Raw genomic sequence first — 26,196 nt, forward strand, 5'->3', positions numbered from 1 at the left:
TGAAATGGCAAAAAAATATGATGTAATCGCGATTGGTCGGGCATGCATTGATTTGAACGCTGCCGAGTACAACCGACCGATGGAAGAAACGATGACATTCTCAAAATATGTAGGCGGCTCGCCGGCTAATATTGTAATCGGTGCAGCTAAACTGGGATTATCTGTCGGTTTTATCGGTAAAATTCCGGACGATCAGCATGGTAACTATATCAAGCAATATATGGCTGAAGCCGGTGTCAATACAGACGGTATGGTCGTCGATCAGGAAGGTCATAAATCCGGGCTTACGTTCACAGAGATCAAGAGTCCGGAAGAATGCAGCATTTTGATGTATCGTGACGAGGTAGCTGACCTGTATTTGCGCCCGGAAGAAGTATCGGCGGAATATATCAAGCAAGCATCCAATCTTGTCGTCTCCGGTACGGCATTATCGAGAAGTCCTTCGCGGGAGGCTGTGCTTAAGGCCATCTCCATCGCCAAAGCGAATGATATCCGCGTTATCTTTGAACTGGACTATCGTCCATACACATGGACGAATGCGGAAGAGGTATCGATCTACTATTCCCTTGCAGCGCGTCAGGCTGATATCATTATTGGTACAAGAGATGAATTCGATATGCTGGAAAATCGCCAAGGCGGGGACAATGATGCGACCGTAGCCGAGCTGTTCAAATATGCGCCGCAGCTGATCGTCATCAAGCACGGTGTAGAAGGCTCCTATGCTTACGAGCGCGGCGGCAAAATGACCCGCGGATTTGCTTACAAGTCCAATGTTCTGAAGACATTCGGCGCCGGGGATTCCTACGCAGCGGCCTTTATTACTGCACTTCATAACGGTAAAAATGTAAAAGAAGCACTGAAATACGGTAGCGCAGCCGCTGCGATTGTCGTCAGCAAGCATAGCTCCTCGGAAGCGATGCCGACGATCAAGGCGATTGAGCAGCTAATGAGCGAGCAAGCTGCAACCTATGGCAAATAAGCTAATACATCCTATACAAACAACATTGGGAGGTTACGTACAATGAGTATTACACTTGGGATTGCACCAATCGCGTGGACAAATGACGATATGCCGGAGCTTGGTGCGGAGAACTCATTCGAGCAATGTATCAGCGAGATGGCTTTATCCGGTTTTACCGGTACGGAGATCGGCAACAAGTATCCCCGCGAGCCGCAAGTGCTGAAGAGCTATTTGGAGCTGCGAGGCCTTAATGTGGCCAGTGCCTGGTTCAGCGCGTTCCTGACTACGAAACCTTATGCTGAGACTGAGGCGGCTTTTGTACAGCACCGTGATTTCCTGCACGCGATGGGCGCCAAGGTCATTGTCGTATCCGAACAGGGCCATAGTGTTCAAGGCCAGATGGATACCCCGGTTATCGATAAGAAACCCGTGTTCACGGATGAGGAATGGGACAGACTCACAAGCGGCCTGGAGAAGCTTGGTGCGTTAGCTCGTGAGAAAGATATGCGCATCGTCTATCACCATCATATGGGTACAGGCGTACAGACGACCGCTGAAATTGACCGCTTGATGGCGAACACGGACCCGGACAAAGTATCCCTATTGTTTGACACAGGGCATCTGGTATTCTCCGGTGAAGATCCACTGGTGATTTTCAAGAAATATCAGGACCGTATTTTCCATATTCACTTCAAGGATATCCGCGAGGATATGCTAAGACAAGTAAAAGAAGAGAAGCTGAGCTTCTTGCAGAGTGTGAAGAATGGCGTGTTCACAGTGCCAGGCGACGGGATGATCGATTTCCGTCCGATCTGGGAGCTGATCGATGCTAGCGGTTATGAAGGCTGGATTGTCGTCGAAGCCGAGCAGGACCCAGCTAAAGCTAATCCATTCCTGTATGCTCAAAAAGCGCGGAACTATATTCGTCAAGTCACGAAAATATAATCAAAAAAGGCATTTCGTTCATTTTTGAATGAAATGCCTAATTTCTCGCTTGAGCTTTCTTTCATCTTCTGGCGGCGGGTCATAGGCGGTCCATAATGATGAATGAATTCGGCATCTGAGATATGAATACGGATACATGAAATTAAGTTTGGGAGTGTGTGGGGAATGAGCAAAACAATCCGATTAACGACGGCGCAAGCTTTGATCAAGTTTTTGAACGCGCAATATGTGAGCGTGGATGGGACAGAAACACCCTTTGTCGATGGGGTTTTCCATATCTTCGGCCATGGCAATGTACTCGGTATAGGACAGGCACTGGCTGAGGAGCCTGGTCATTTACGTAATTTCCAGGGCAAGAATGAACAGGGCATGGCTCATGCCGCAATCGCCTTCGCTAAGCAAAATCTGTGCAAGAAGATTTATGCAGTCACGGCTTCTTCTGGCCCGGGATCGGCGAATATGCTGGTGGCGGCAGCCACGGCATTTGCCAACAATATTCCGGTATTGTTCCTGCCAGCTGACACCTTTGCCAGCCGTCAGCCAGACCCGGTATTGCAGCAAATGGAGCATGAGCATAGCCATGCCTTGACCACCAATGATGCCTTCCGTGCCGTAACCCGTTACTGGGATCGCGTGCAGCGGCCAGAACAGCTTATGAGCGCGCTGATCCGCGCCTTTGAAGTGCTTACGAATCCGGCCACGACCGGCCCGGTTGCGATCTCCATCCCGCAGGATACGGAGGCGGAGGCCTATGACTATCCAGAGGAATTCTTCAATAAGCGCGTGCATTATTTGGATCGCCGTCCGGCGACGGAGCGGGAAATCGAAGCGGCAGCGGCGCTGATTAAGGAGAGCAAGCGCCCTGTCATCATTATCGGCGACGGTGCCAAATACTCCGAAGCGGGTCCTGCGCTTGAGCAGTGGTCCTTGCAGTGCCATATTCCACTGGTAAGCACACATTCCGGCAAATCGACGATTACGAATGAATTTGTCAATGATCTGGGCGGTCTGGGTGTGCATGGGACGAGCGCGGGCAATAAGGCTGTACAGGCGGCGGATCTGATCATCGGGGTGGGTACGAAATACGATGATTTCACGACCTCTTCCAAGACGATCTTCAATTTTGAACAGACGAAGTTTATCAATATCAACATCAACCGCAGTCAGACCTATAAGATGGATGCCCTTCAAATGGTAGCCGATCCGAAACAGGCGATAGAGCAATTGACGCCGAAATTAACAGGCTACAAGACGGCATTCGGCGATGAGATCGCTACGCTGAAGCAGGAATGGCTGAAGGAAAGAGAGCGCCTGGCAGTGACGCAGTTCAACCGTCAGAGCTTCACCCCTGAAATCGCCGGACATTACACTCAGGAGCGGATGAATGAATACGCGGAGGCGTTGGGGACGGAACTGACCCAGACCGAGGTGTTCATCAAGCTTAACGATCTGGCTGACGATGATGCGATTGTTGTCGGATCAGCGGGATCGCTACCGGGCGATATGCAGCGGCTGTGGAATGTCAAGGTACCGAACACCTATCATCTGGAGTATGGTTATTCCTGCATGGGCTACGAGATCGCAGGCAGTGTTGGCGTGAAGCTGGCCGCGCCAGATCAAGAGGTCTATGCGCTGCTTGGCGACGGCAGCTTCCTGATGCTGCATACCGAGCTCGTTACGGCGCTACAATATAGACAGAAGATTAATATCGTCCTGTTTGACAATTCCGGCTTCGGCTGCATTAACAATTTGCAGATGGCGCATGGCTGCGATAATTTCGGGACGGAATTCCGCGATAGCGATGGACAGATCATGAATATTGATTATGCTGCGATCGGTACGGCATATGGTGCGAAGTCCTATGAAGTGCATACGATGAGGCAATTCGAAGCGGCTGTGCTCGATGCGAAGCAGCAGAATGTATCGACCCTGATCCATGTCAAGGTGCTGCCGAAGACGATGTCAGCAGACTGTGAGGGCAGCTGGTGGAATGTCGGCGTATCCGCCGTCTCGAAGCGTGAGGAAGTTGAGCAAGCCTACGCGGCGAAGCAAGAGAAACGCAAGTCAGCGAGGAAATATTAATCGCCAGTAAGATTTTGAAATGAAAGCAGGATGGGGAGCAAAATGTGAAGTCTTTCCCCGTCCTGCTTTTTGCTGTGTGTAACGGAAATGTAGATCCTTATTTGCTCTCAAAGGGGCTGAAAGTGGGAGGGAACTAAAGAATAAGGCCAGCTATTTCCGTTACATTTTTTAAATGGACGAAATTGTGGAAATAGCGGCCCTCAGTTCCGTTAGAAACTTTATTTTACTTCTTGATCAGCACAATGCCGGCAATCAGGAGAAGGGCGCCCAGAATATGGCGCAGCGAGATTGGAGTGACATCGGAGCCGAATAGGCCAAAGTGGTCGATGATCATCGCCATGATGATCTGTCCGCTCAGCAGGATGGAGATGAATGTCGCATAGCCGATGCGTACCGGCGCTACGATCATTGTCGTGACGATGACTGCGCTGAGTACACCGCCGCCCCACATCCACCAGTTGCCCGCCGACGTGTGCGGTACCAGCATCGGAATTTGCTTGCGGAAGAGAAAGCCGATGAAGATCATGATAGCCGCGCCGATCAGATTGCTGATCCCTCCGGATAGATAAGGGGAGCCTACATTTCTTCGCAGCTCAGCATTAAATCCGCTCTGCAGCGGGAAGAAGACACCGGCTATCACAGTGAGTAAGATGAAGAATATCGTTTCCATAGTCGTCTCCTATACATAGCAAAGTAAGAAGCCAAGCGAGATACGCTTGGCTTTTATTATAAAGCAGTCATGCCATTATTGTTTAGATACTAGCTGATCAAAATTCATTATTGACGCGAACTGGCTTGCCTGTCCGCAGTGATTCAAGCCCAGCAGCGGCGGCGCGTTGCGCCAGGATAACGTCTTCGATCGAGCAGACAACTGGAGTGCCGCTTTTAACGGATTGAATGAAGCTGTCCATTTCGGAGATATAAGCTTCTTCATAGCGCTCCATGAAGATAGGCAGAGGATTTTTCAGTTGAGCATTGTCTTTATTGTAATACTCGACTGCTGATTTGTTTACGTTTTCGACTTTGAGCATGCCTTCGGAGCCGAATACTTCAACACGCACATCATAGCCATATACCGCTTGGCGGCTATTATCGATTAAACCGAACGTGCCGTTCTCGAATTCAAGAACCAGGGCCAAGGTATCGATATCGTCGACCTCTTTCAGTTTCGGTTCGATCAGGACACCGCCTTTAGCGTACACTTCTTTAATATTGCTGCCCATCATGTAGCGGGCCATATCGAAGTCATACGTGGTGAAGTCGACGAGCAAGCCACCAATGCGTTTGATCAGATCGATAGAAATAACGAACGGATCGCGGGAGGTAATCTTAACGACTTGTGGATCACCGATTTTTCCTTCTTGAATTTGCTCATAGGCAGCACGATACTGTTTGTCCATACGGCGGTTGAAGCCAATTTGGAACACGACGTCCGCTTGCTTTACCAGATTGTAAATCTTCATGCTTTCCGTCTCGTCGTTTACATTCATGTCTAATGGTTTTTCGCAGAAAATATGAATCTTCTTCGGATGCTGCAAGATGTATGCGCACATTTCTGTATGAAGATCTGTTGGCGATGCCACGATAATCGCTTCGATGTCCTCTTTATCAAGCATCTCTTTATAATCTTTGTATACCGCCTTGAAGCCAAGTTCTTTGGCCACGGCCAGTTGTCCGTCATCAAGTGCACAAGCTGCCAGCGCTTCGACTTGACCTGCATTAGCTGCGATATGCTTGGCATGCTCCATTCCCATACGTCCTAATCCGATAATGCCCATCTTCAACTTGCTCATGTTGTTTCCCTCCATAATAGAATGTCATCCTTACTGCTTAGGCAGCGCTTACATTTGAACTGCAATAGCTCACCTCTTTTGCACAATTGTATAATAGTCTAAAATGAGCAAATGGTCAATAACAAAACTATGATTAAACATAAAACATTCAAAAGTTAACCTAAAATATCAACAAACTTATTCATTATGGATGATAACGAGTTTTCCAGATGAAATACTAAGGAGATATATGCGATTTTAATCGTGAATAACCTTTACACCCTCTAAGTTCAAGCTATGAATGGGTAAGTTTTCATCAAATAAAACCAAAGAATTACTATAAAAGTTCAATAGTTAATCAAAAATACAAATTAAAATCCGTTTTTGAGCAAAAAAAGTATTGCATTTCTGCCGGAAAAATTGTTTAATACATTGTAAGCGATAACAAGGAAATACAAGTTTCTTGCTACACCGGGTTTTTCATAATTTCAGCTAGAGGAGTGGTAAGTAGTGAGTAAAATTTCAATATCATTGATTGGTTTTGGTAGAATTGGCCAAGTTCATATGAATCATTTGCTTAAAAATGAACGATATTCCATCAAGTCAGTCTGTGACATCAAGCCAGCTAGGGACTTTGCGCAGCGGTATCCAAACATTGAATATGTTCAGGATTATCGGGATGTGCTAGCCGATGAAGAGGTGGATGCGGTACTGATCTGCACGCCGACATCATTACACCCGGAAATGATCAAGGCAGCTGCCCAGGCAAACAAGCATATTTTATGTGAAAAACCGATCGGATCGGATCTGGACGCCATTATGGATGCCTATCATGAAGTGAAAAAGCATAATATCGTCTTCCAGCTTGGTTTTAATCGTCGCTTTGATGATGATTTCTTGAGCATCAAGGGACAAATTGATAAGATTGGTGTACCACATATACTCAAAATTACATCACGTGATCCTGAAGCTCCTGGGCTGGACTATGTGAAGGACTCAGGCGGGCTATTTATGGATATGGCGATTCATGACTTCGATATGGCGCGCAATATGTTCGGGGAAATTGAGGAAGTGTATGTGAGTGGGGCGAGATTGATTAATCCGGACTATGCCCAATACGGAGATATCGATACAGCAATTACGACTTTGAAATTCGCTAACGGTGTTATCGGAGTGATCGATAATAGCCGTCAGGCCGTTTATGGCTACGACCAACGTCTCGAAGCGTTCGGCTCGGAAGGGATGCTTCAGAACGCCAACCATAGTGACTTCAACACCGTATATTCGTCAAATCAGGGAATTCAGTCGGAGAAGCCGCAATACTTCTTCTTACAGCGTTACATGAAATCGTATGCAACCGAGGCTAAATTCTTCGCCGATTCGATTCAAAATAATGCAGAGGTGGCTTGTACCATCATCGATGGAATTATGGCCGTCAAAGTTGCGCAGGCAGCCCGGCAATCTTTAGTTACTGGCAAGCCTGTCAGAGTAGAAAGGGTTCCAGACTAAAAGGATGCGTCCAATAAATATGAGCATGAAGGGTTCATAGGATGGATGCAAATTAATTATTCATCATCTGTGAAATGAATCACAATCTAATTGGAGGAATATATAGTGGCAAAGTCAAGCAATAAATTGCTTATGATTGCGATTATCGTAACGATTGGAGGATTGCTGTTCGGTGTGAACACCGCGGTCGTCAACGGAAGCTTAAGCTTTATCGTCCGGGACTGGGGGATTAACGACTGGACCCAAGGGTTTATCTCTTCCGCATTGACACTGGCAGCGGCGTTCGGAGCTATTTTCGGCGGTAGTATCAGCGACTCTATAGGACGTAAGAAGACGCTGCGCATCATCGCCTGGATTTTCTTGATCGGGGCTCTGGGCTGCGCCTTGGCACCGAATGTAGGCGTATTGATCGCGGCCCGCTTCTTCCTGGGGCTGGCTGTAGGTTCAGCCTCGGCGGTAATTCCGATTTACTTGGCGGAGGTATCTACGCCGTCGCAGCGCGGTAAGATGGTCGGGCTTAACCAGGTTATGATCGTGGGTGGACAGTTCTTGGCCTTTTTACTCAATGCGATTCTCGGTAATGTCTTCTATGACAATGCGGGCACATGGCGTCTGATGATGGGTGTAGCCGCTATTCCAGCGGTCATTATGATTATCGGCATGACGAAGGTCATGGAATCGCCTAAGTGGCTGGTGAAGCAAGGCAAATTGCAGGATGCCGTGCAGATTATAAAAGGAATCTACAGCAATGAGGAAATGCAACAGGCTGAGATCCATGAACTGCAAGCATTACAGCAGAACAAGCAGGGAGAAAAATCCGCCATGGGTAAAATCCCGGGCTGGGCTTACAAAGTGCTAGTGATCGGCTGCTTGCTCGGCATCATTCAACAGTTCGTCGGCATCAATGCCATGATGTATTACAGCACGAATATTTTGGAGAAATTCGGCTTTGGTGAACAAGCGGCACTTATTTTCAATGTACTTAACGGTGTGATCTGTGTCTTGGCTTCATTCGTCGGTATGTCGATTATCGATAAGATGGGACGCAAGAAGCTGGAGAACCTGGGACTTATATTCTGTGCAGTGGCCCTCGTACTTGTAGCTGTATTGTCGGTTGTGCTGGCTGGACAGTCTTATACGCCTTATGTTCTGCTCGTTCTGATCTTCGTCTATATTTTCGCTTTCCAAGGTGCGCTTGGGCCATGTACATGGGTGTTAATTTCAGAGATTTTCCCGGCAAAATACCGCGGCAAGTTTACAGGAATCGCTACTTTCGTATTGTGGATGGCTAACTTCTGTGTCGGGCTGTTCGTACCTGTGCTGATTAATCAGGTCGGCATCAATGCTATTTTCTATGGCTTCGCCGGTTGTGCGGTGTTGGGCATGATCGTCGTCAATACGATGGTTCCAGAGACAAAAGGCAAAACATTGGAGGAAATCGAGAACTACTTTGCAGGTGAACGTGATGCATCTACTTCGGCAGCATCATAAGAGCAAAGGACAACTGTTGCATAGTCGTGTGTTGAAATGTGACTTGGGCTGACGTAGAGGGAGGAAGCAATAGTGAGTGAACGCGTGAGTAAGAGTAAAGTGTTACTGATTGCTTTAATTGTGACGATTGGCGGATTGTTGTTTGGACATAACACAGCGGTTGTAAATGGTAGTTTAAGCTTTCTGGTGGATAGCTGGAATATCAGCTCGTGGATGCAAGGTCTCATCTCATCTGCACTGGAATTGAGCGCGGCAATAGGTGCCATCTTCGGTGGCGGTATTAGTGACAAGATTGGGCGCAAGAAGACACTGCGCATCATCTCCTGGATATTCCTGATCGGTGCTGTCGGTTGTGCGATGGCGCCAAGCGCATGGTTCCTGGTCGGCGCGAGATTCTTCCTGGGGTTAGCGGTTGGTTCGGCCTCGGCTACCGTCCCGATCTATCTGGCGGAGATTTCAACCACTGCAAGTCGCGGACGGGTTGTTTCGATCAATCAGGTGATGATTGTCAGCGGACAATTTCTAGCATTTCTACTGAACTGGCTGCTCGGACGATTATTCATCGGTTCCGATGGCACGATCCTCTATAGCGGTGCATGGCGTCTCATGATGGGGGTAGCTATCATTCCGGCGCTGGTAATGATCATTGGTATGACGAAGGTATTCGAGTCTCCAAAATGGTTAGTCAAGCAAGGCAAGCTGCAAAAAGCGGTTGAAGTGATTAAATCAATCTATTCGCGGGATGAAGATCAGAAGGCACAAATTGCTGAACTTCATGAAATGCAGGAGCAACTGCAGCAGAAGTGCAAAGTGGTCAAGACACGCGGTAAAATTCCAGCCTGGGCCGTCCGGGTAGCTGTGATTGGCTGTTTGTTAGGAATCATTCAGCAATTTGTCGGCATTAACGCCATGATGTACTATAGCACGAATATTATGGAGAACTTCGGATTTTCCAAGCAAGCGGCGCTGATGTTCAACGTATTTAATGGAGTCCTCTGTGTTGCTGGCGCGATGATCGCAATGAATGTGGTCGATAAAATGGGGCGCAAGAAGCTGGACAGCGTCGGTCTGATCGTCTGTGCTGCTTCCCTAGTTCTTGTCGGGGTTCTGTCGAATCTGTTAGCAGGCATGAGCTATACTCCTTATGTATTATTGGCACTGATCTTTATCTATATTTTCGCCTTCCAGGGTGCGGTTGGCCCTTGTACATGGCTGTTGATTTCTGAAATTTTCCCGGGTGAGTATCGTGGTATGTTCATGGGGATTGCCACCTTCGTGCTGTGGACAGCGAATTTCCTTGTAGGCTTGTTGTTCCCGCCGATGCTTGAAGCGATTGGCATCAACGCGATCTTCTATATCTTTGCCGGCTGTGCTGTGATCGGTTTAATTCTCGTGAATACTTTACTGCCAGAGACGAAGGGCAAATCACTGGATGAAATTGAGGAATTCTTCTGCAACAGAGGCAAAAAGGACAAACAAAGCTCAACACAAGTAAATGCAGGTTAAATTCAAATTTTAGCGGGATCTGCTTGAGGCAAGTCATCAGGTGTTCCGATGTGCGGATAAGGCCTGAAATTGCTTCTAAGTTCATCTATATATTGTTATCCATATCATTCTCGTAGAAGGAGTGTCTATCAACATGGAAAAAGTAAAAATTGGCGTAATTGGTTTGGGACGTTTGGGTATGGTGCATGCCGATCATCTTGTTAATTTAGTAAGTGAAGCAGACGTGAAGGCGGTCTGCGCTCTGGATCAAAGCCAGCTTGACTATGCCAAGAAGAACTTTGGCGTTAACACATACACCGATTATAAGGAAATGATCGATACTGAGGATATTGATGCAGTTGTCATTGTAACACCAACCGGCTTCCACCCGGAAATGACGACATACGCGCTGAATGCGGGCAAGCATGTATTCTGTGAGAAGCCGGTCGGCCTTCATCTGGATGAAGGCGTACGCGAGATGGAAGCGGCGATCCAGGCTCATCCGGAACTGACCTTCCAGCTTGGCTTCATGCGTCGTTACGATGCTTCCTACCGTCATGCTAAAGAGCTGGTAGACAACGGTAAGATCGGCGACATTATCTACATTCGTGCTTATGGCATTGACCCGATCTCGGGCATGGAGAGCTTTACGAAATTTGCTACAGACAATGACAGCGGCGGTATCTTCGTTGACATGTGTATCCATGACATCGACCTGATCCGTTGGTATACAGGCAAGGAACCCGTGCAAACCTGGTCGCTGGGCAACAATATTGCTGCACCTCAACTGGAAGCGATCGGCGAATACGAGACTGGCGTAGCAACCCTGAAATTTGCCAATGGCATGGTGGCAACTCTAATCGGCGGACGTCATGCTGCGCACGGTAATCAGGTTGAAATGGAAATCATGGGCTCCAACGGCTGGATTCGGATCGCGCAAGAGCCGGAGAAGGATTTTGTAACGCTGTTCACTGAGGCTGGTGTGGTACGCCCAAGTATGCAAAGCTTCGCAGAGCGTTTTGAACAAGCCTTCATCAATGAATTGAAGGACTTCATCCACCGTGTACAAACCAAGCAACCAGGCAGCGTAACGATGGAAGACGGAATCAGAGCTTTGCTGATCGCTGAGGCGTGCAAGAAATCGGCAGAAACCGGCGAGCTGGTTAAGATCGGCTAAATCTAGGATAGAGATAATAGATAGAGGGAGAGAAATTAACTTGAAAAAAATTAAATGTGGTGTAATTGGTGCAGGTCGCGTAGGCATGATGCACATCAGCAATCTGATCCAGATGTCCGAGGTGCAAATTGTGGCGGCAGCTGATCTTTTCATCGACAATGCTAAAGCTGAGCTTGGCCAAATGGGAATCAACCATACCTATCAGGATTATCACGAGCTGTTGGTTAATGATGATATCGAAGCCATATTCGTCTTCACCTCGACAGATACACATGAAGAGATTGTGATCGCCGCTGTCAGAGCGGGGAAGCATATTTTCTGTGAGAAGCCCCTCAGCATGGATCTGAACGAGGAAGCCAGCATCAAGGTGCTGGAGGAAGTGAAGAAGCATGGAGTCAAGCTGCAAATTGGGTTCAATCGCCGGATCGACCAGCAGTTCCGGAATATCTACGAGCAAGTGCGCGCCGGCAAAATCGGCGATCCGCAAATCGTCAAGATCACTTCACGTGATCCGGATTTGCTGCCGTACGATCTGATCAAACGCATCGGCGGTCTGCTGTTTGACTTCACCATGCATGACTTCGATATGGCACGTTATATGATGGGAAGCAATATTACGGAGGTATATGCCAAGGGAGGAACCTTGATTGATCCTAAGCTGCAGGAAATTGGCGATGTCGATACTCTAGCGATTGTCCTGCAATTTGAGAACGGTGCCTTTGCTCTGATCGATAACAGCCGCCGCGCTGTATATGGCTATGATCAGCGGGTGGAAGTATTCGGCACGGAAGGGATGCTGAAGGCCGAGAACGTGAATCAATCAACGGTAGAGCATTATACCAGCAGTAGCACCAACCTGAAGAAGCCGTTGCCGATCTTTAACGAGCGTTACCGTGATGCTTATATGGAAGAGACGCGCTTCTTCGTCAGAGCCTTGCTGGACGGCACGCCGCTGCTCGCAACTGGCGAAGACGTCATTATGGCCCAGCGGGCTGCCGTGGCCGCTCAGCGGTCGCTGGAGACTGGCGAACCGGTGAAGGTCGATCCGGTGCTGCCAAGCATCTGAGCCTGAGCTTATTGATGAGGCATAGAGCCTGAAGACCATAGCAAAAGCACTGCTCCACAGAGATAGAGGGGCAGTGCTTTTTATTTCTGAACTATCTTATTGGGCTTTACAGGGTCGAGAAGGCCAGAACAGGAGCAGGAAGGGAACAAAAAAGATGCAAAAATGCATCCTTTTCTCCGATTTAAGTGCTGTAATGGGAAAAGCCTGCAGAAGTGCAGGCTTTTGCAAAGTTTTATGCTCACAACTCACTTTTCCGCCTAAAAAGATGCATTTTTGCAGGAATTTTCTTGAATCTCGCGTAATCTCCGAAAAAAGATGCACTTTTGCAGGCTTTTGCTATTAGAAGTGGCTGATGCTTGTTCGCTGACCGAGATGCGTTTTCGTATCATATCACCCTCCATACAGACGAAGTATCCCTTCCGGATTTCAAGTATATCCCAAGCCTCTTCCATCGGCAGTAGCCCGAACGACGGTCGCAACGTATTGGTCAGCCAGCTATTGAACGGTAGCGTCATAAGTACCTCCATCATTTTACTTTTATCCATCGCGACAGATTATTACATCAAGTATACCGAAGCCGCTTGGACGCGAGAATATCCACCACGTAATAGGAATAACAAACTAGCGATCCTAGGCCTAAAGCATCGTTTCCTACCCTCATATGATGATAGAAATTGATTACAGAACTTGCCAAGCTTTATACTTATTTTGATTGAGATTCGGATGATGTGTCAGTTCAATAATTGTTGTGATGGGGAGATGTAGATGAAGCTGACCGTGACGGTGAAGAAGCCGGGAAAACGTAAGGAGCTTGTGGCGCAGGAGCTTGAATTGTCTAGCCCGCCGCAGACTCTCCGCGAATTGATTACGATGGTGGTGGAAGGGAGCGTGCAGGCGTTCAAGGAACGACAGTCTGCGAAAACTGTGATTCCCTACTTAACGGAAGCACAGATCGGGGAAAGCGCGGCACAGGGGAAGGTTGGCTTTGGAACCATGTATGATGATAGACAGGCAGATCCTGAGCAGGCGGTGGATGCGGCTTTGACCGCTTTTGCAGACGGTTTGTACCGGGTGTTCATCAATGAGATGGAAGTTGAGCATTTGGATGCTCCGCTAGTGCCCCGAGAGGGCGATCGTGTCGTCTTTATGCGCTTTACGATGCTGGCGGGAAGACAGTGGTAAATATGGAGGGGAGAAGATGGATAATTTGAACCAGGAAGAGCAGTATTGGCAAGCGATTGAAGCCAGAGTGAAAAAGGCCGGAGCGGCCGGGAATACGTTAGTGGAGACATTCTATAAGCTGATCCGTGAAGGCCATATTAATCCCGATAGTGATGGATATCTGGCCTTGCAGAAAGAATTACAGAGGCTTAACGCTGCAAGCTCGGAGAGCTTCTATGCTCCTCTTGTGGGAACGGTGTCTGCGATTGCGAGTGAGCGAATAGCGGAAATTGTAAAGTACATAACTCAGCATGCGGCAGAATATCCCTATGCGTTCGGTTATTATCGGAGACCGTATCGGACTCAGCGGCCAGAAGCCCAGCTCAATATGGTGCTTAGTAAAATTATGGAGCTTTTCTCGGCCGAATCTCTGCAATTCTCGCTACGAGACTACTTAACCAAGCCGGATTATACGATCGAGCGCATCTATTGGCTGAATCGCGTGGTTCCGGATCTGATCGCCTATGAGCTGGATCGGGGCGAAGACTGGGTGGAAGAGGCATTACGAGAGATTATATACGGCGATAATCAGACAGCGCTGCTAAAGGCTGAAATGATCAAGGGGATTCTGCTAAGCCACCGCAAGGATTTATATACGATGATTGGCGAGCTGTTGATCGCGGCGCGGCTGCAGGAGGGACTTCGTCAATCGATCGCTGAACAGATGGATGCGGGTACGCTTGAGGCGAATTTATATTTGCTGAAAATCATTCTGGATCACAATCTGGCTCGCTTCAGTTCTATTGTGCGGGCGCTCGGCACCTGGACCGGAATGGGATTGGAAGCGGCGAATCAGCGTGTGGTTGGTCAACTATTACAGCAGGCTTACACTGCGCTGACCGATGAGGCGCAACGTCAAGCGTGGCTGGGTTCCGCCAATGCGAATCAGGTCTATATCAGCCTGTGGGCTACCGCCGTACATGAGGAAGAGGATTTGCCGGGTCAGATTAAGTATTTAATGGAGAACGGAGAACGTTACCAGAAGGTCGTCGCTCAATATGTGCTGGCGAACAGCCAGAACAAGTTGGTACAGCTGGAAATCGCCCGGAATAGCTTGGATGAGAGAGATCCCGAGCTGCTGTACTGGATTTTACAGAATTATTGCTTTGATTATGGTAAGGATTGGCGTTTTAGCGAAAATAGAGACCATTTGCTGAAGCTGAATTCCACGCCATTGTTGGAGGATAAAACGGCGAGAAGGCAGGATTATGCTCGATTCAAGGCGATCCTCGCTGAGGTTCCGATCAAGGAGAAGTCGGGGGTATCCGCAGTGCTTGATTTTGTGCAATTCAGCTACTCCTCCCGATCTGGTGCTTCGTAAAATGATGTATTTGACCGCCTATGATATGGATGCCGAGTGGATCGCCGAGCTGATTGAAAAGTCTGGGGAGATGAGTCCGGATCTGCGGGGCGATTTGATCAACTATTTTGCAAGTGATGCCGAAGCTGAGCAGCAGCGGGCCTTCATCTTCGCCTCCCTCTCTGATAAGAGCATGACGAATCGTGAGCATGCGTTGCGCCGAGTGAAGCGGCTGTCTCTGCAGGAGAGCGAGCTGAAGCAGGTGGAGGGCTTGCTGAAGCTGAAGACTGGCTCACTTAGGCAGAGTGCTATCGATATTCTACTGCATCAGCCCGAGGAACTGCTGGCTCCGAGCCTGGAACGGTTGCTCTCGGCGAAGGGCGAACTACAGCGGCTGGCCGGATTGGAGCTGTTGTCCGAGCTCAAGGAGGATCAGGATCGCGCGGAGCAATATGAGCAGCTGCGGTCATGGGCGGATCATATCACCGATCCGACGCCGAAGGAAAGACAGCTGCTGGATAAATTGAAGCAGGGCAGCGGCGGCTTTAACGCTGAGAACGGCTTTGGCCTGTACGATCCGCAGCAGACAGAAGACTGGCTCTTAGAGCAGCGCGATGTATCCGGGGTCGATCTGAAGCAAATCCTGACGATCTCGACTGAACGCGCAAGCAAGTTTTTACAAGGATTAGATGAGCTGGTGCATGAATATCGCGATACGGAATACGAGGTTGAATATTATGGCGGCCAGAGAGAAACGAAGCTGATCGGAGCGGATTTAAGGTCATTATCGTATACATCGCGTTCCGATTCTAACGCGCTAGATTATAATCGTTTTGATAGGGAGAGTGAGCTGCAGAGGTATCCCCTAGCCGAGAAATGGCAGCGTTATTGCGAGGAGAGCGAGCTGAATGCTCAAGAACTGCTGACGCTTAATTATGCAATTCTGTCAGCGGATATTACGGAAACTTTGTATTCATTCTATAGTTGTTTTTCCGATGTCGTAGATTTCGATGCCATGAGGAAGACCAAATTGCTTGCTGGGCGCAGGCAACAATATCTGGAGCAGGTCCTCCCACTGGAGAGTATCCTGGAGGTGCTGGACATATTGAACCGGCTCCGTTATAGCAGCCAGGTGAAAACGCTGGTGCATGCTTTTTTTGCTGACAGCGAGCGTAGCGATACGTATGATCTGTTGGAAGCGGCTATGGTTAAGGCGATGACATATGATGTGAAGGATTTGACCGCACAGGATCGACCGGTATGGAAGGTGGCGATAGGACCTTTGCTCGCGATGCTGCGCAGCCGGGTCTACGATGTGGAATCCTTCCGTTCTTGCTTCCGTACGGTGATTCAGTACGATCTATTAAGACGAGAGATTGATAAGACCCGTTATTCCAGCCTCGGCCTGGATCAATATTTCAGGGCCTTCCTGCTCGGAGTGATCGGGGAGAATGAGCTGTGTAAGGAATTGCTAGGCCAGGAGGCCAGCCATCACATGCGGGCGCTGACCTCTCCGCAGGATTCGTTAGTGAACCGAAATGAGAAGCTGATCGAGCTGCGTGAACGTATCGTTACGCGTCTGCTCGATATCGAGCTTGCTCGGGGGGATTTGAAGACGGAGGCTACGGCTTGCACGATGTCCTTCCAGCGGATTTACGGTATGGAACCGTTGATCCGTATTCTTACTAGCCTGCGGGGCGAGACATTCGTTCGCGGCTATATCTATAGCTACAGTGGTCAGACGACCAAGAAGGAATCGCTCAGTCATCTCCTGAGAATCTGTTATCCACGCGATGGGGAGGATGAGGCGAAGCTCGGGCAATTGCTGAAGGGGACGGGAATTTCCGAGAAGCTGCTGCTGGAAGCGGCCATGTATGCGCCGCAATGGATTGAAATTGTGTCGCGGCATTTGGGCTGGGAAGGGCTGCGCAGTGCCGCATGGTATTTCCATGCTCATGTTAATGAGAGCTTTTCCGCGGAAAAAGAGACAATCGTCGCCCATTATTCACCGATTACGCCGCAGGAATTTAATGACGGGGCATTTGACGTCAATTGGTTCAATGAAGCTTATCGCATGATTGGGGAGGAGCGCTTCCGCCTGTTATATGACTGCGCCAAGTATATTTCCGCGGGCTCCAATCACCGCCGTTCGCAGCTGTTCGCCGATTCGGTTCTGGGCCGTCTGCGTCTGGAAGACATGCAGCGTTCTGTCATCGATAAAAGGAACAAGGAGCATTTACTGGCATACAGCTTGATTCCGTTCAAGTCTGATCGGGAGCAGGATTTGCGTGAGCGATACAGCTTCATTCAGGAGTTCTTGAAGCAGAGCAGGAGCTTTGGCGCGCAGCGCCGGGCCAGCGAAGGCACGGTCGGGCAAATTGCGCTGGGCAATCTGGCCCGTAGTGCGGGATATGCCGATGTGATCCGGCTGACCTGGGATATGGAAGCGCGTATGCTGGAGCAGTTGGCGAGTCTGTTCGAGCCGTATGCCCTGGATAAGGATACGTCTGTGCGCCTGACGGTGGATGAGGAAGGCAAGACTGAGCTTGAGGTGACCAGCAAGGGCAAGCGGCTGAAATCGGTGCCGGCCCGATTCAAAAAGGACGGCTATATGGAGCAGCTCAAGCAGGCGAAGACGGAGCTGACCGACCAGTATCGCCGCGCGAAGCGGGAGCTGGAGCGTTCGATGGCGGAGCAAAGTAATTTCCGCGCTAGTGAACTGGCGGCTTTAGCGGCGAGCCCGGTGCTGCGTCCGCTGGTGGAGGCGCTGGTATTTAAAGCGGATCAGCAGCTTGGCTATTTCACGGCAGCGGAGGATGGCACCTTGCGGCTGGTTGAGCCGGGCGGTGATACCTGGGGGCTGGCGGCCAAGGATGAGTTGACGATCGCGCATCCGCTGGATCTGTATGAGAGCGGCGAGTGGAGCGAGTATCAGCGGGATTTATTCGCTCGCGGCATTCGGCAGCCGTTCAAGCAGGTGTTCCGGGAGCTGTACCTGGTGAACGCGGATGAGCGGGCGGGCAAGGCGGGATCGCGACGCTATGCCGGGCATCAGGTGCAGCCGAGCAAGACGGTGGCGCTGCTGCGCGGACGCGGCTGGACGGTCAGCTACGAGTCCGGTCTGCAAAAAGTGCATTACCGGGACAATATTATCGCCACGATCTACGCGCTGGCCGACTGGTTCTCGCCAGCGGACACGGAGGCGCCGACCTTGGAGACGGTGGAGTTCCTGGATCGCAAGACGTATCAACGGATTCCAGTCGATCAGGTTCCGCCAGTCCTGTTCTCGGAGACGATGCGGGACATCGATCTGGTCGTCAGCACCGCGCATGTTGGCGGCGTCGATCCAGAGGCCAGTCTGACGACGATCGAGCTGCGGAAGGTGATCGTGGAGGAATCCCTGCGCCTGCTCAAGCTGAGCAATGTGAAGCTGGACGGCAATTTTGCCCGTATCGAGGGCAAGCTGGGCGAATATGCCGTGCATCTCGGCAGCGGCATGGCCTATAAGCAGGGCACGGGTGCGCTGCACATCATTCCGGTGCATTCCCAGCATCGCGGACGGCTGTTCCTGCCGTTCATGGACGAGGACCCAAGAACGGCTGAGGTGCTGTCCAAGGTCGTGCTGCTGGCCGAAGACACCAAAATCAAGGACCCGCAGATTTTGGTGCAGTTGTAGGGGGCGCAGGTCGAGGGGGTAGCCTAGGGTGAGTGATAGGGCGCCCCAAATGTGCCTTTCGCCCTTAGGCGCGTACCCTAGACGCCTCCTCCCCCCTCTAACGAAACTGGAGAACGCTATTTGAGTCAATTTACGGCCTTTTGAAATCTAACGAAACACCATATCGTTATTCGAGCGAAATAGTACCCGATCAGCCCATTTTCAGCTCAATAGCGATCCCCAGTTTCGTTAGATCTTTCAAAGGCCTTTTTTTGCCCAAATAGCGTTACCACGTTTCGTTAGCGGCCCAAAAGCGTACTAATCCATTAACGCAGGCAATATGTATTCTCGAAAAATATCAGGCTGCTCCTTCTTCTTGCGATTGTCATGCGTCTGGACTACCACCGTCTCCAAGCTCGGGATGATATGGATGAATTGTCCGCCGAAGCCGCGTGCATAGTAGTAATCTACAGCGGACAGCGAATCTACCCACCAATGCCAGCCATAGAAGCCGCGACGCGGCGCTTCCGCGGGGATCGCCGGCTTGACGGACTTCGCGATGAGTTCCGCGGGGATCAGCTGCTTATTCTTCCACAGCCCTTGCTGCAGATAGAGTTGTCCGAATTTAAGCATATCGTCAGGGCGCAGCCATAGACCGAAGCCGCCTGTATGGAAGCCCTGCGGATCGGTCTCCCATTGATAGGATTCAATCCCGAGCGGCCCGAATAAGTGCTTCTCGGCGAACTCGGCCACGGACAGACCGGTCGCTTGCACCAGGATCGCCGACAGCAGCTGCGAGACCCCGGAGTTATACTCCATTCGCACACCTGGAAGATCGGAGAGGGGTTGATCGAGCACGTAATTGATCCAATCGGAAGTCCGGGTCATCGTCGGAAAAGAATTCCGCCCGCCAAACTCAGTCCACTCAAAGCCCGCCGACATCGTTAATAGATGCTCCAGCGTAATGTCGAGCTTGCGAGAATCCGGGATTCCGCGCTGATCCGAACCATTCTCATGGCCTGATGTATCTCTGACAGACCGATATTCAGCCTTAATCCTAAGCTCAGGGAAAAACTTTGAAATCGCCGTGTCCGGCGGCGGAACCACACCTTTCTCCATTCCGATACATATGAGCGCGGAGAGAATACTTTTGGTGCAGGAATTGATCTTGGCGATTTGATCCTTAAATCTCGGTTCCTTATAATATTCGAAGATAAGCCTGCCTTGCTTGCGAATCAGACAGCTCCTTAGCTTCAGGTCTGCAAGAGGGGAGAATAGTGAAGATAGATTCATGTCGTTCATCCTTTGGCTGATGATATATGTACCCATATTATGACCTAATTGAGCATAAAAAACAGCCCTCCACGTCATTCGCATGACGAAGGGGCTGCTATTTTGGAATCAGATTATTTCTTTGCCTTCAGGCCGAGAGCCTGCATCAGCTTGCTGAATACTTCTGTATTCTCATAGCTTCCTGTGAATAGCTCTGCGTTCTTTCCGATGGCTGTGAGCGGGATGTCTACCGCCGTATGTCCAGAGGTAGTCCAGTCCACGACGAATTTATCTTTGGATTTGGCGATGGCGAATGGTCCATCTTCCTGGGAAATGCCATCTCCTGATTCATCCTTATCATCGATCGGTTCAATCGCGAGCCCGCCAGTTTCATGATCCGCCAGCACGAGTACCAGGGTATCCGGGTTCTTCTTGGCAAAATCCTTGGCCAACTTCACGGCTTTATCCAGCTCCTGGCCCGATTTGATCGTCATCTTCGCATTGTTCTCATGGGCGAACTCATCCGTGCCTTCCTCTTCAACCATCAGGAAGAAGCCTTTTTTGTTCGTGGAGAGGGTATCCAGCGCTTTCTGCGTCATTTCCGGCAAAGAGACCACCGGATCGTAAATATCTCCTTCGCCTTCCGGATTCTGCTGGAACATTTCCTCATTAGCGAACAGTCCGAGCAGCTTGCCGCTCTTGGCTTTTTGCAGCTCCGACTTGCTTGAGATATAAGTATAGCCCAATTGCTTCGCCTTGTTCACCAGATTGCCCTGCGTTCCTTTGCTCTTCTCCGAAGGGTCTTCCGCAGGCTCATCCTTGAATTTACCTGGATCTCCGGCCGGATACCAGAAATCTTCACCTCCGCCAAGAATAACATCGAGCTTGCTCTCGGTAATGAACTGTAGAGCGATGTCGCTCTGTTTGGAGCGGTCCTCGACATGCGCGCCGAAGGCTGCGCCCGTGGCATCCGTAACCTGGCTCGTCGTGACGACGCCCGTGGATTTTCCGGCATCCTTGGCATATTCCATAATCGTCTTGACCTTTTTCTTATTCGCGTCCAGACCGATTGCGCCATTGTATGTCTTCACTCCGCTTGCATAAGCCGTGGCTGCCGCCGCCGAGTCGGTTATCGGCACGATCGAGCTCGTATGAACTAAACCCACATAAGGCATATCGTCCATCGCCAGCTTCCCGTTGACACCAACGGTGGCCAGACGGATTGCATTGCGTGCAGCCGTACCCATTCCATCGCCGATAAATAGGATTACATTTTTCGTATGCGGGGTTGCAGCTTCCGCATGATTGGAAATTTGCGTTGTAATAGCCCCAGAGACGAGGAGTGCTGCGGCGGTTGTGGCTACAATCGCTTGTTTCAGTTTGGTCTTATGTGGTTTCATATTTTATTTACCCTCCCAAATAGTGGTTTACAAATTTAATAGTAAGTTACATATGTTAAGAGAGTGTTTCTTTAATTACCATATCATGTAAACTGCAGAGTCTGTCCCGTTACGAACCTCGCGCTAAGTCGAAAACTGCAAATATGCAGGCTTTTCACCTCTAACCCACCTGTCTGTAGCAAATTCCTGCAAATGTGCAGGCTTTTCCATCCTTTTCTGCGAAAGTGGGCTGATAGATAGAAAAAAGATGCATATTCGCAGGAATTTACGTTTTCGGGGCGAGGTAGTCGCCCAATTCCTGCAAATGTGCAGGCTTTTCCATCCGGAACGCAAAACAAGACCATCAGGACGAACTTCCTGATGGTCTCGCTTAAGTCAACACCGGACTACTTCTAATACTCGTTGAACATGGAGGCGATCTCGTGATAATCCGTCGTCTGCGTCAGCGCGAGGGAGAGGAGAATCCTTGCTTTCTGCGGGACGAGACTGTTGCAAGGGATCGAATTGGCGGACAGATCGATATAAGCGTCCTTGAGCGTGATTCCGCTGGATATCCGCGAGCAGCGCACGACCGGGATATTGCTATTCTTAAGAGAGCGAACCCGATCGATCCACGGCTTGCTATAGATGCCTCCGCCCGCACCGGCGATGACGATTCCTTGGGAGATCGTCGCCAGATAGTCGAGAATGCCCGGATCGGCATCGACATGGAAATAAGCGACCGATACGGCGGGCAGCTCCGTAATATTCGAAATATCGAATTGGGCATCGGTCGTATGCTTCTTCAGGGAGCGGGTATAGAAGAATGCCTGATGGTCCCGCATATAACCGAGGCAGCCGAAGTCCCGTTCATCGAAGGCATTGGCCTTGAAGGTATTTACCTTCTGTACATCTCTGCCGCTATAGATCCCTTCTGCAAACACAACCATGACCCCTTGTCCCTGAGCCTCCGGGTTCGCCGCCAGCGCGACGGACTGGAACAGATTCAGCGGCCCATCAGCGCTAATCGCGGTCGCTGGGCGCATCGAGCCGGTAATAATGACCGGTTTATCCGTCTTCACGACCAGATTCAGGAAATAGGAAGTTTCATCCAGTGTATCCGTGCCATGGGTAATGACGAAGCCATGCACATCGGGTCTCAGTGCCATTTTATTGATGATGGTCGCCAGAGTCAGCCAGTGCTGACCGGTAATATCGGCGCTGCACAGATTGCTGATCTGAATGCCCAGACAATTGGCAATTTCATTCAAGTGCGGCACACTGTCCAGCAGATGCTCAATCGGCAGCGAGCCGGGCTCATAGTTCAAGGTTTTATGCGCTTCACCGCTGCCCGCAATCGTCCCGCCGGTGGCTAGAACCACTACATTTTTCAATTCAGGATTGTAAGAAGGCAGTGTGTCAAATTGTACGGAATAATCAGGTATTATCATGTGCGAGTTTCCTTTCCGATTCAATCTCTTCAGTCTGAAAATTAACCTATATTGGGCAATAAGTCAAATACATGCGCTGTAGTCTGCCACGCGATAAACAAAACAATTCACCTGCAATAAAAATAATTAATTTTACTTATCGTCCTTTCTTTTGTATGTTGTAATAAACATTGAGAAGGGTGATGACTAGACATGAAGGAGCTACCAGAGTTATATCGTGAACAGTTTCCTTATTCTGCGCCTCCGCGTATTCTGTTCGACGGGATAGAAGTTCCTGCCGCGCTGCCCTCGGATATATTTATTACGGACACAACATTTCGGGATGGTCAGCAGGCCAGGCCTCCTTATACAGTGAAGCAGATTGAGACCTTATTTGATTTTCTACATCGTTTATCCGGGCCTCGTGGCGTGATTCGCCAATCTGAATTCTTTCTCTATACGAAGAAGGATCGTGATGCAGCTTACGCCTGTATGGAGAAGGGATATCTATTTCCTGAGGTAACGTCCTGGATCAGGGCGGTGAAGCAGGATTTTGCCTTAGTCAAAGAGATGGGAATCAAAGAGACCGGAATTCTGACCTCGATCTCTGATTATCATATTCATCTGAAGCTGGGGATGAGCAGAGAGCAAGCTATGAAGCAATATCTTGATGTGGTAACAGCTGCTCTTGAGGCGGGGATTCGCCCGCGCTGTCATCTGGAGGATATCACCCGGGCGGATATGAAGGGGATGGTGATTCCCTTTGTCCGCAAGCTGGTCGAATTGTCTGAAGAGAGCGGGATTCCGGTCAAGGTGAGGCTCTGCGATACGATGGGGCTTGGTGTGTCCTATCCGGGGGCGATGCTGCCAAGGAGTGTGCCTAGAATCATCCATTGCTTACGGACGGAGACGGGCATTACCAGTGATCTGTTGGAGTGGCATGGACATAATGACTTCTATAAGGTTTTGACTAATGCGGCAACAGCCTGGCTGTACGGAGTAGGGGGGATCAACGGAACATTGCTCGGGTTTGGGGAGCGTACAGGGAATACGCCGATTGAAGCGCTATTGATCGAGTATATGGGACTTACCGGGGATACTTCCGTCGATACCACTATTATTACGGAGATCGCTGAGTATTTTGCGCGCGAGCTGAACTATCAGGTGCCGCCGATGACGCCGTTTATCGGATCGCAAATCAATGTAACCTCTGCCGGAATTCATGCGGATGGTGTGGTGAAGAATGAAGAGATTTACAATATTTTTGATACCGGAGCATTGCTGAATCGGCCGCTGGGGGTACATGTGACCGATAAAGCCGGATCTGCCGGAGTCGCCTTCTGGGTGAATCAACGATTGGGACTTGGTGGGGATGAACGCATCGATAAGCGCCATGAGGGCATCCAGCGGATGACGGTGTGGGTGGCTGAGCAATACAAGGACGGTCGCACGACGAGTTTGTCGGATGTGGAGCTTCTGGTGGCGGCGAAGGAATATTTGCCGGAATTTTTTGAGGGGGAATCGGAGGCTGCTGCTGGAGAAGCTACTGGCACAGATACCCTTCTACCATAAAACGCCTATTAAAATAGGCCAACCAGAAATCTCTGGCTGACCTAACCTCATAATAATTCGAAAGCCTGCAAATCTGCAGGAATTTCCTCAGAACATTCTGATGTATGTGTATGATCGAATAAAATACTTTATTTAATAGAAGCTTCGTAGATATCTTCAATCGATTTGGCCAGCATAGTGTTGAACTCCTCATCACTCTGGTCAACGGTCAAGCCTTGTGACAGAGCGCGGGAGAAGCTGGCGATCAGCCCGTGATTGCGGGCCAGTTTGTCATTGGCATCAGCCTGCGAATAGCCGCCGGACAGAGCCACCACTCGAACGACATGCGGATCGGAGATCAGATCGCTGTAGAAATTGTCTTGAGTAGGAATAGACAGCTTCAGCATAACCTTCGCGTCCGGGTCCAGCTTGCTCAACTGAGCGGAGATTTCCTGCTTCAATATTTGCTCAGAGGCTTCCTTATCCTTGCTGTGGATATCCACTTCTGGCTCAATAATCGGGACAAGCCCTGCTTTGATAATTTGCTTGCCAATTTCAAATTGCTGGGCAACGACCTTCTTGATTCCGTCCGGATTTGCTTCCTTGATCACCGAGCGCATCTTCGTTCCGAAGATATGGCGCTCAACCGCCCGCTTCAGCAGATCATCAAGCCCGGAAATCGGCTTCATCAGCTGAACTCCGTGCTCTTGTTCGGCCAATCCCTGGTCAATCTTGAGGAATGGTACGATGCCTTTCTTTTCCCACAGATAGTCGGCGGTAAGCTGTCCGTCAATGCTACGATCCATCGTATTCTCGAACAGAATGGCGCCCAGGATGCGCTTGGAGTCAAATGCAGGACTCTTGATAATGCGCGTTCTCATCTCATGTACCAGGGCGAACATCTCTTCATCATTGGAATAGCTGTCTTCCTTGACTCCGTATTGCCGGAGAGCCTTGGGAGTGCTGCCGCCGCTCTGATCGAGGGCTGCAATGAAGCCTTGCCCCGATTGGATTCTATTGAATTGCTCAGTATTCATGAATACTTCCCCTTTCTCTAACTGAAAATGAAAGCGATCTTGAATCTCTTATATTATAGCACTTATCGAAGTGGGAGATACATTTCGTTCTGCGCATCCGTTATTTAGCCAGCAGATTGATATGATCCAGATCGGTGCTGCTGTTAAAGATAAATTCCAATTTATAATTTCCGCGGATATAAGTGAGCTTGGTCTGCTTCTTCTTGCCAGTTTTGAAGGTTTTCGTGGAATCGGGAGCGAACCAATGCTTCTTGACCATGCTCATCGTAATGCCGCCGATATTTGTTTGCCGTTCAACATTGGTGCCAAAATAGCGGATTTCCTTGATTTTATCGGATTTATCATATAAAAAAGCATAGCCCGGGCTTCCCATATCAGCGCTGTATAAATCGAAGTCACTTGCTTTTTTACGCTCTGCCATAGGTTCGCCGATCCCTTTAATTACATCCTTCCGGGTGCTCTTGCCGATCGTCAGGTCGCTTACTGCCCCAGGGAACTGTCCCTTCAAGGCAGGCTTATAGAAGCTATTTAGCGTCCGAAGCGCTTGTGCCGTATCTTCATCGTTCTGGCTTGCCGCAGCTGCCGCCTTCACCTGATGCGCTGGTAATGCCACGCCTCCTACCATAGTTGCTCCGATGCCGACTACACCTGCGATCGCAATAGAAGTCCATGCTTTTTTCGCGAATTGTTTCATGTTCATTACTGATTCACTCCTCGTGTCATGTATTTTTATGTCAATTCACAGTCTAAATCATAGTCACATTGACCCCAAAATTGGGTTACGTTTCTATAATATTCAGATGTCATTTCTGACATTTTGTCTGAAATATTTATCGATAAACATTAAATTATTATTGATAATC

At 49.6% G+C, this 26,196-nt stretch carries 17 protein-coding genes and 1 pseudogene; 11 read left to right on the forward strand and 7 right to left on the reverse strand.

Annotated elements, in window-relative coordinates:
* Positions 1-4 precede the first annotated feature (4 nt).
* From iolC to iolD, 3 genes are all read left to right on the forward strand, one after another.
* Positions 5-979 carry a 5-dehydro-2-deoxygluconokinase gene (gene iolC / locus BFJ94_RS04740; protein WP_120461632.1) on the forward strand — a complete coding sequence of 325 codons (975 nt, stop codon included), beginning with the start codon at positions 5-7 and terminating at the stop codon, positions 977-979.
* 42 nt (positions 980-1,021) lie between these two features.
* Complete coding sequence (gene iolE / locus BFJ94_RS04745) at positions 1,022-1,906, forward strand: myo-inosose-2 dehydratase (protein ID WP_120461633.1); 885 nt, start codon at positions 1,022-1,024, stop codon at positions 1,904-1,906.
* Between the two features lie 165 nt (positions 1,907-2,071).
* Positions 2,072-3,988: a 3D-(3,5/4)-trihydroxycyclohexane-1,2-dione acylhydrolase (decyclizing) gene (iolD, locus tag BFJ94_RS04750; RefSeq protein WP_120461634.1), complete on the forward strand. Its 1,917-nt coding sequence runs from the start codon at positions 2,072-2,074 to the stop codon at positions 3,986-3,988.
* 223 nt (positions 3,989-4,211) lie between these two features.
* On the opposite strand, the gene BFJ94_RS04755 is transcribed toward iolD, so the two are convergent.
* Both BFJ94_RS04755 and BFJ94_RS04760 read right to left on the reverse strand, forming a co-directional pair.
* Positions 4,212-4,658 (reverse strand): DMT family transporter, encoded by a 447-nt coding sequence (locus BFJ94_RS04755; RefSeq protein WP_120461635.1) that lies wholly within the window; start codon positions 4,656-4,658, stop codon positions 4,212-4,214.
* Positions 4,659-4,755: 97 nt separating this feature from the next.
* Positions 4,756-5,781 carry a Gfo/Idh/MocA family protein gene (locus BFJ94_RS04760; RefSeq protein WP_120461636.1) on the reverse strand — a complete coding sequence of 342 codons (1,026 nt, stop codon included), beginning with the start codon at positions 5,779-5,781 and terminating at the stop codon, positions 4,756-4,758.
* A 489-nt stretch (positions 5,782-6,270) separates the two neighbouring features.
* Between BFJ94_RS04760 and iolG (BFJ94_RS04765) the strand changes: the two genes are divergently transcribed.
* The 7 genes and pseudogenes from iolG (BFJ94_RS04765) to BFJ94_RS04805 all read left to right on the forward strand — a co-directional run bounded on the left by iolG (BFJ94_RS04765) (position 6,271) and on the right by BFJ94_RS04805 (position 18,685).
* The gene (iolG, locus tag BFJ94_RS04765) at positions 6,271-7,269 is read left to right on the forward strand and encodes an inositol 2-dehydrogenase (RefSeq protein WP_120461637.1); all 999 of its coding nucleotides are present in this window, start codon (positions 6,271-6,273) and stop codon (positions 7,267-7,269) included.
* A gap of 105 nt (positions 7,270-7,374) precedes the next feature.
* Complete coding sequence (locus tag BFJ94_RS04770) at positions 7,375-8,760, forward strand: sugar porter family MFS transporter (protein WP_120461638.1); 1,386 nt, start codon at positions 7,375-7,377, stop codon at positions 8,758-8,760.
* A gap of 72 nt (positions 8,761-8,832) precedes the next feature.
* Positions 8,833-10,266 carry a sugar porter family MFS transporter gene (locus BFJ94_RS04775; protein ID WP_162944171.1) on the forward strand — a complete coding sequence of 478 codons (1,434 nt, stop codon included), beginning with the start codon at positions 8,833-8,835 and terminating at the stop codon, positions 10,264-10,266.
* A 133-nt stretch (positions 10,267-10,399) separates the two neighbouring features.
* Complete coding sequence (locus BFJ94_RS04780; RefSeq protein WP_120461640.1) at positions 10,400-11,422, forward strand: Gfo/Idh/MocA family oxidoreductase; 1,023 nt, start codon at positions 10,400-10,402, stop codon at positions 11,420-11,422.
* A gap of 40 nt (positions 11,423-11,462) precedes the next feature.
* A complete protein-coding gene (iolG, locus tag BFJ94_RS04785) occupies positions 11,463-12,488 on the forward strand; it encodes an inositol 2-dehydrogenase (protein WP_120461641.1) in 1,026 nt (341 codons plus the stop codon).
* A gap of 765 nt (positions 12,489-13,253) precedes the next feature.
* Complete coding sequence (locus BFJ94_RS04795; protein ID WP_120461643.1) at positions 13,254-13,670, forward strand: hypothetical protein; 417 nt, start codon at positions 13,254-13,256, stop codon at positions 13,668-13,670.
* A gap of 16 nt (positions 13,671-13,686) precedes the next feature.
* Positions 13,687-18,685, forward strand: a pseudogene (locus BFJ94_RS04805) (DUF4132 domain-containing protein).
* 297 nt (positions 18,686-18,982) lie between these two features.
* Here the strand turns inward: BFJ94_RS04805 and BFJ94_RS04810 are convergent.
* The 3 genes from BFJ94_RS04810 to BFJ94_RS04820 form a co-directional block, all read right to left on the reverse strand.
* Positions 18,983-19,966 carry a serine hydrolase domain-containing protein gene (locus tag BFJ94_RS04810; RefSeq protein WP_438803703.1) on the reverse strand — a complete coding sequence of 328 codons (984 nt, stop codon included), beginning with the start codon at positions 19,964-19,966 and terminating at the stop codon, positions 18,983-18,985.
* Positions 19,967-20,070: 104 nt separating this feature from the next.
* Positions 20,071-21,336 (reverse strand): alkaline phosphatase, encoded by a 1,266-nt coding sequence (locus BFJ94_RS04815; protein WP_120461646.1) that lies wholly within the window; start codon positions 21,334-21,336, stop codon positions 20,071-20,073.
* 392 nt (positions 21,337-21,728) lie between these two features.
* The gene (locus tag BFJ94_RS04820) at positions 21,729-22,766 is read right to left on the reverse strand and encodes an asparaginase (protein ID WP_120461647.1); all 1,038 of its coding nucleotides are present in this window, start codon (positions 22,764-22,766) and stop codon (positions 21,729-21,731) included.
* A 192-nt stretch (positions 22,767-22,958) separates the two neighbouring features.
* On the opposite strand from BFJ94_RS04820, the gene BFJ94_RS04825 reads away from it, so the two are divergent.
* Positions 22,959-24,317, forward strand: coding sequence for a hydroxymethylglutaryl-CoA lyase-like TIM-barrel protein (locus tag BFJ94_RS04825; RefSeq protein WP_120461648.1), 1,359 nt, complete (start codon positions 22,959-22,961; stop codon positions 24,315-24,317).
* Between the two features lie 128 nt (positions 24,318-24,445).
* Here BFJ94_RS04825 and BFJ94_RS04830 read toward each other — a convergent pair whose 3' ends face one another.
* Positions 24,446-25,333, reverse strand: coding sequence for a fructose bisphosphate aldolase (locus BFJ94_RS04830; protein ID WP_120461649.1), 888 nt, complete (start codon positions 25,331-25,333; stop codon positions 24,446-24,448).
* A 100-nt stretch (positions 25,334-25,433) separates the two neighbouring features.
* Positions 25,434-26,033, reverse strand: a complete 600-nt coding sequence (locus BFJ94_RS04835) for a YjgB family protein (RefSeq protein WP_120461650.1) — start codon at positions 26,031-26,033, stop codon at positions 25,434-25,436.
* Positions 26,034-26,196: the final 163 nt, after the last annotated feature.

This window comes from Paenibacillus aceti, from assembly GCF_003614185.1.
Classification (GTDB): Bacteria; Bacillota; Bacilli; order Paenibacillales; family Paenibacillaceae; genus Fontibacillus; species Fontibacillus aceti.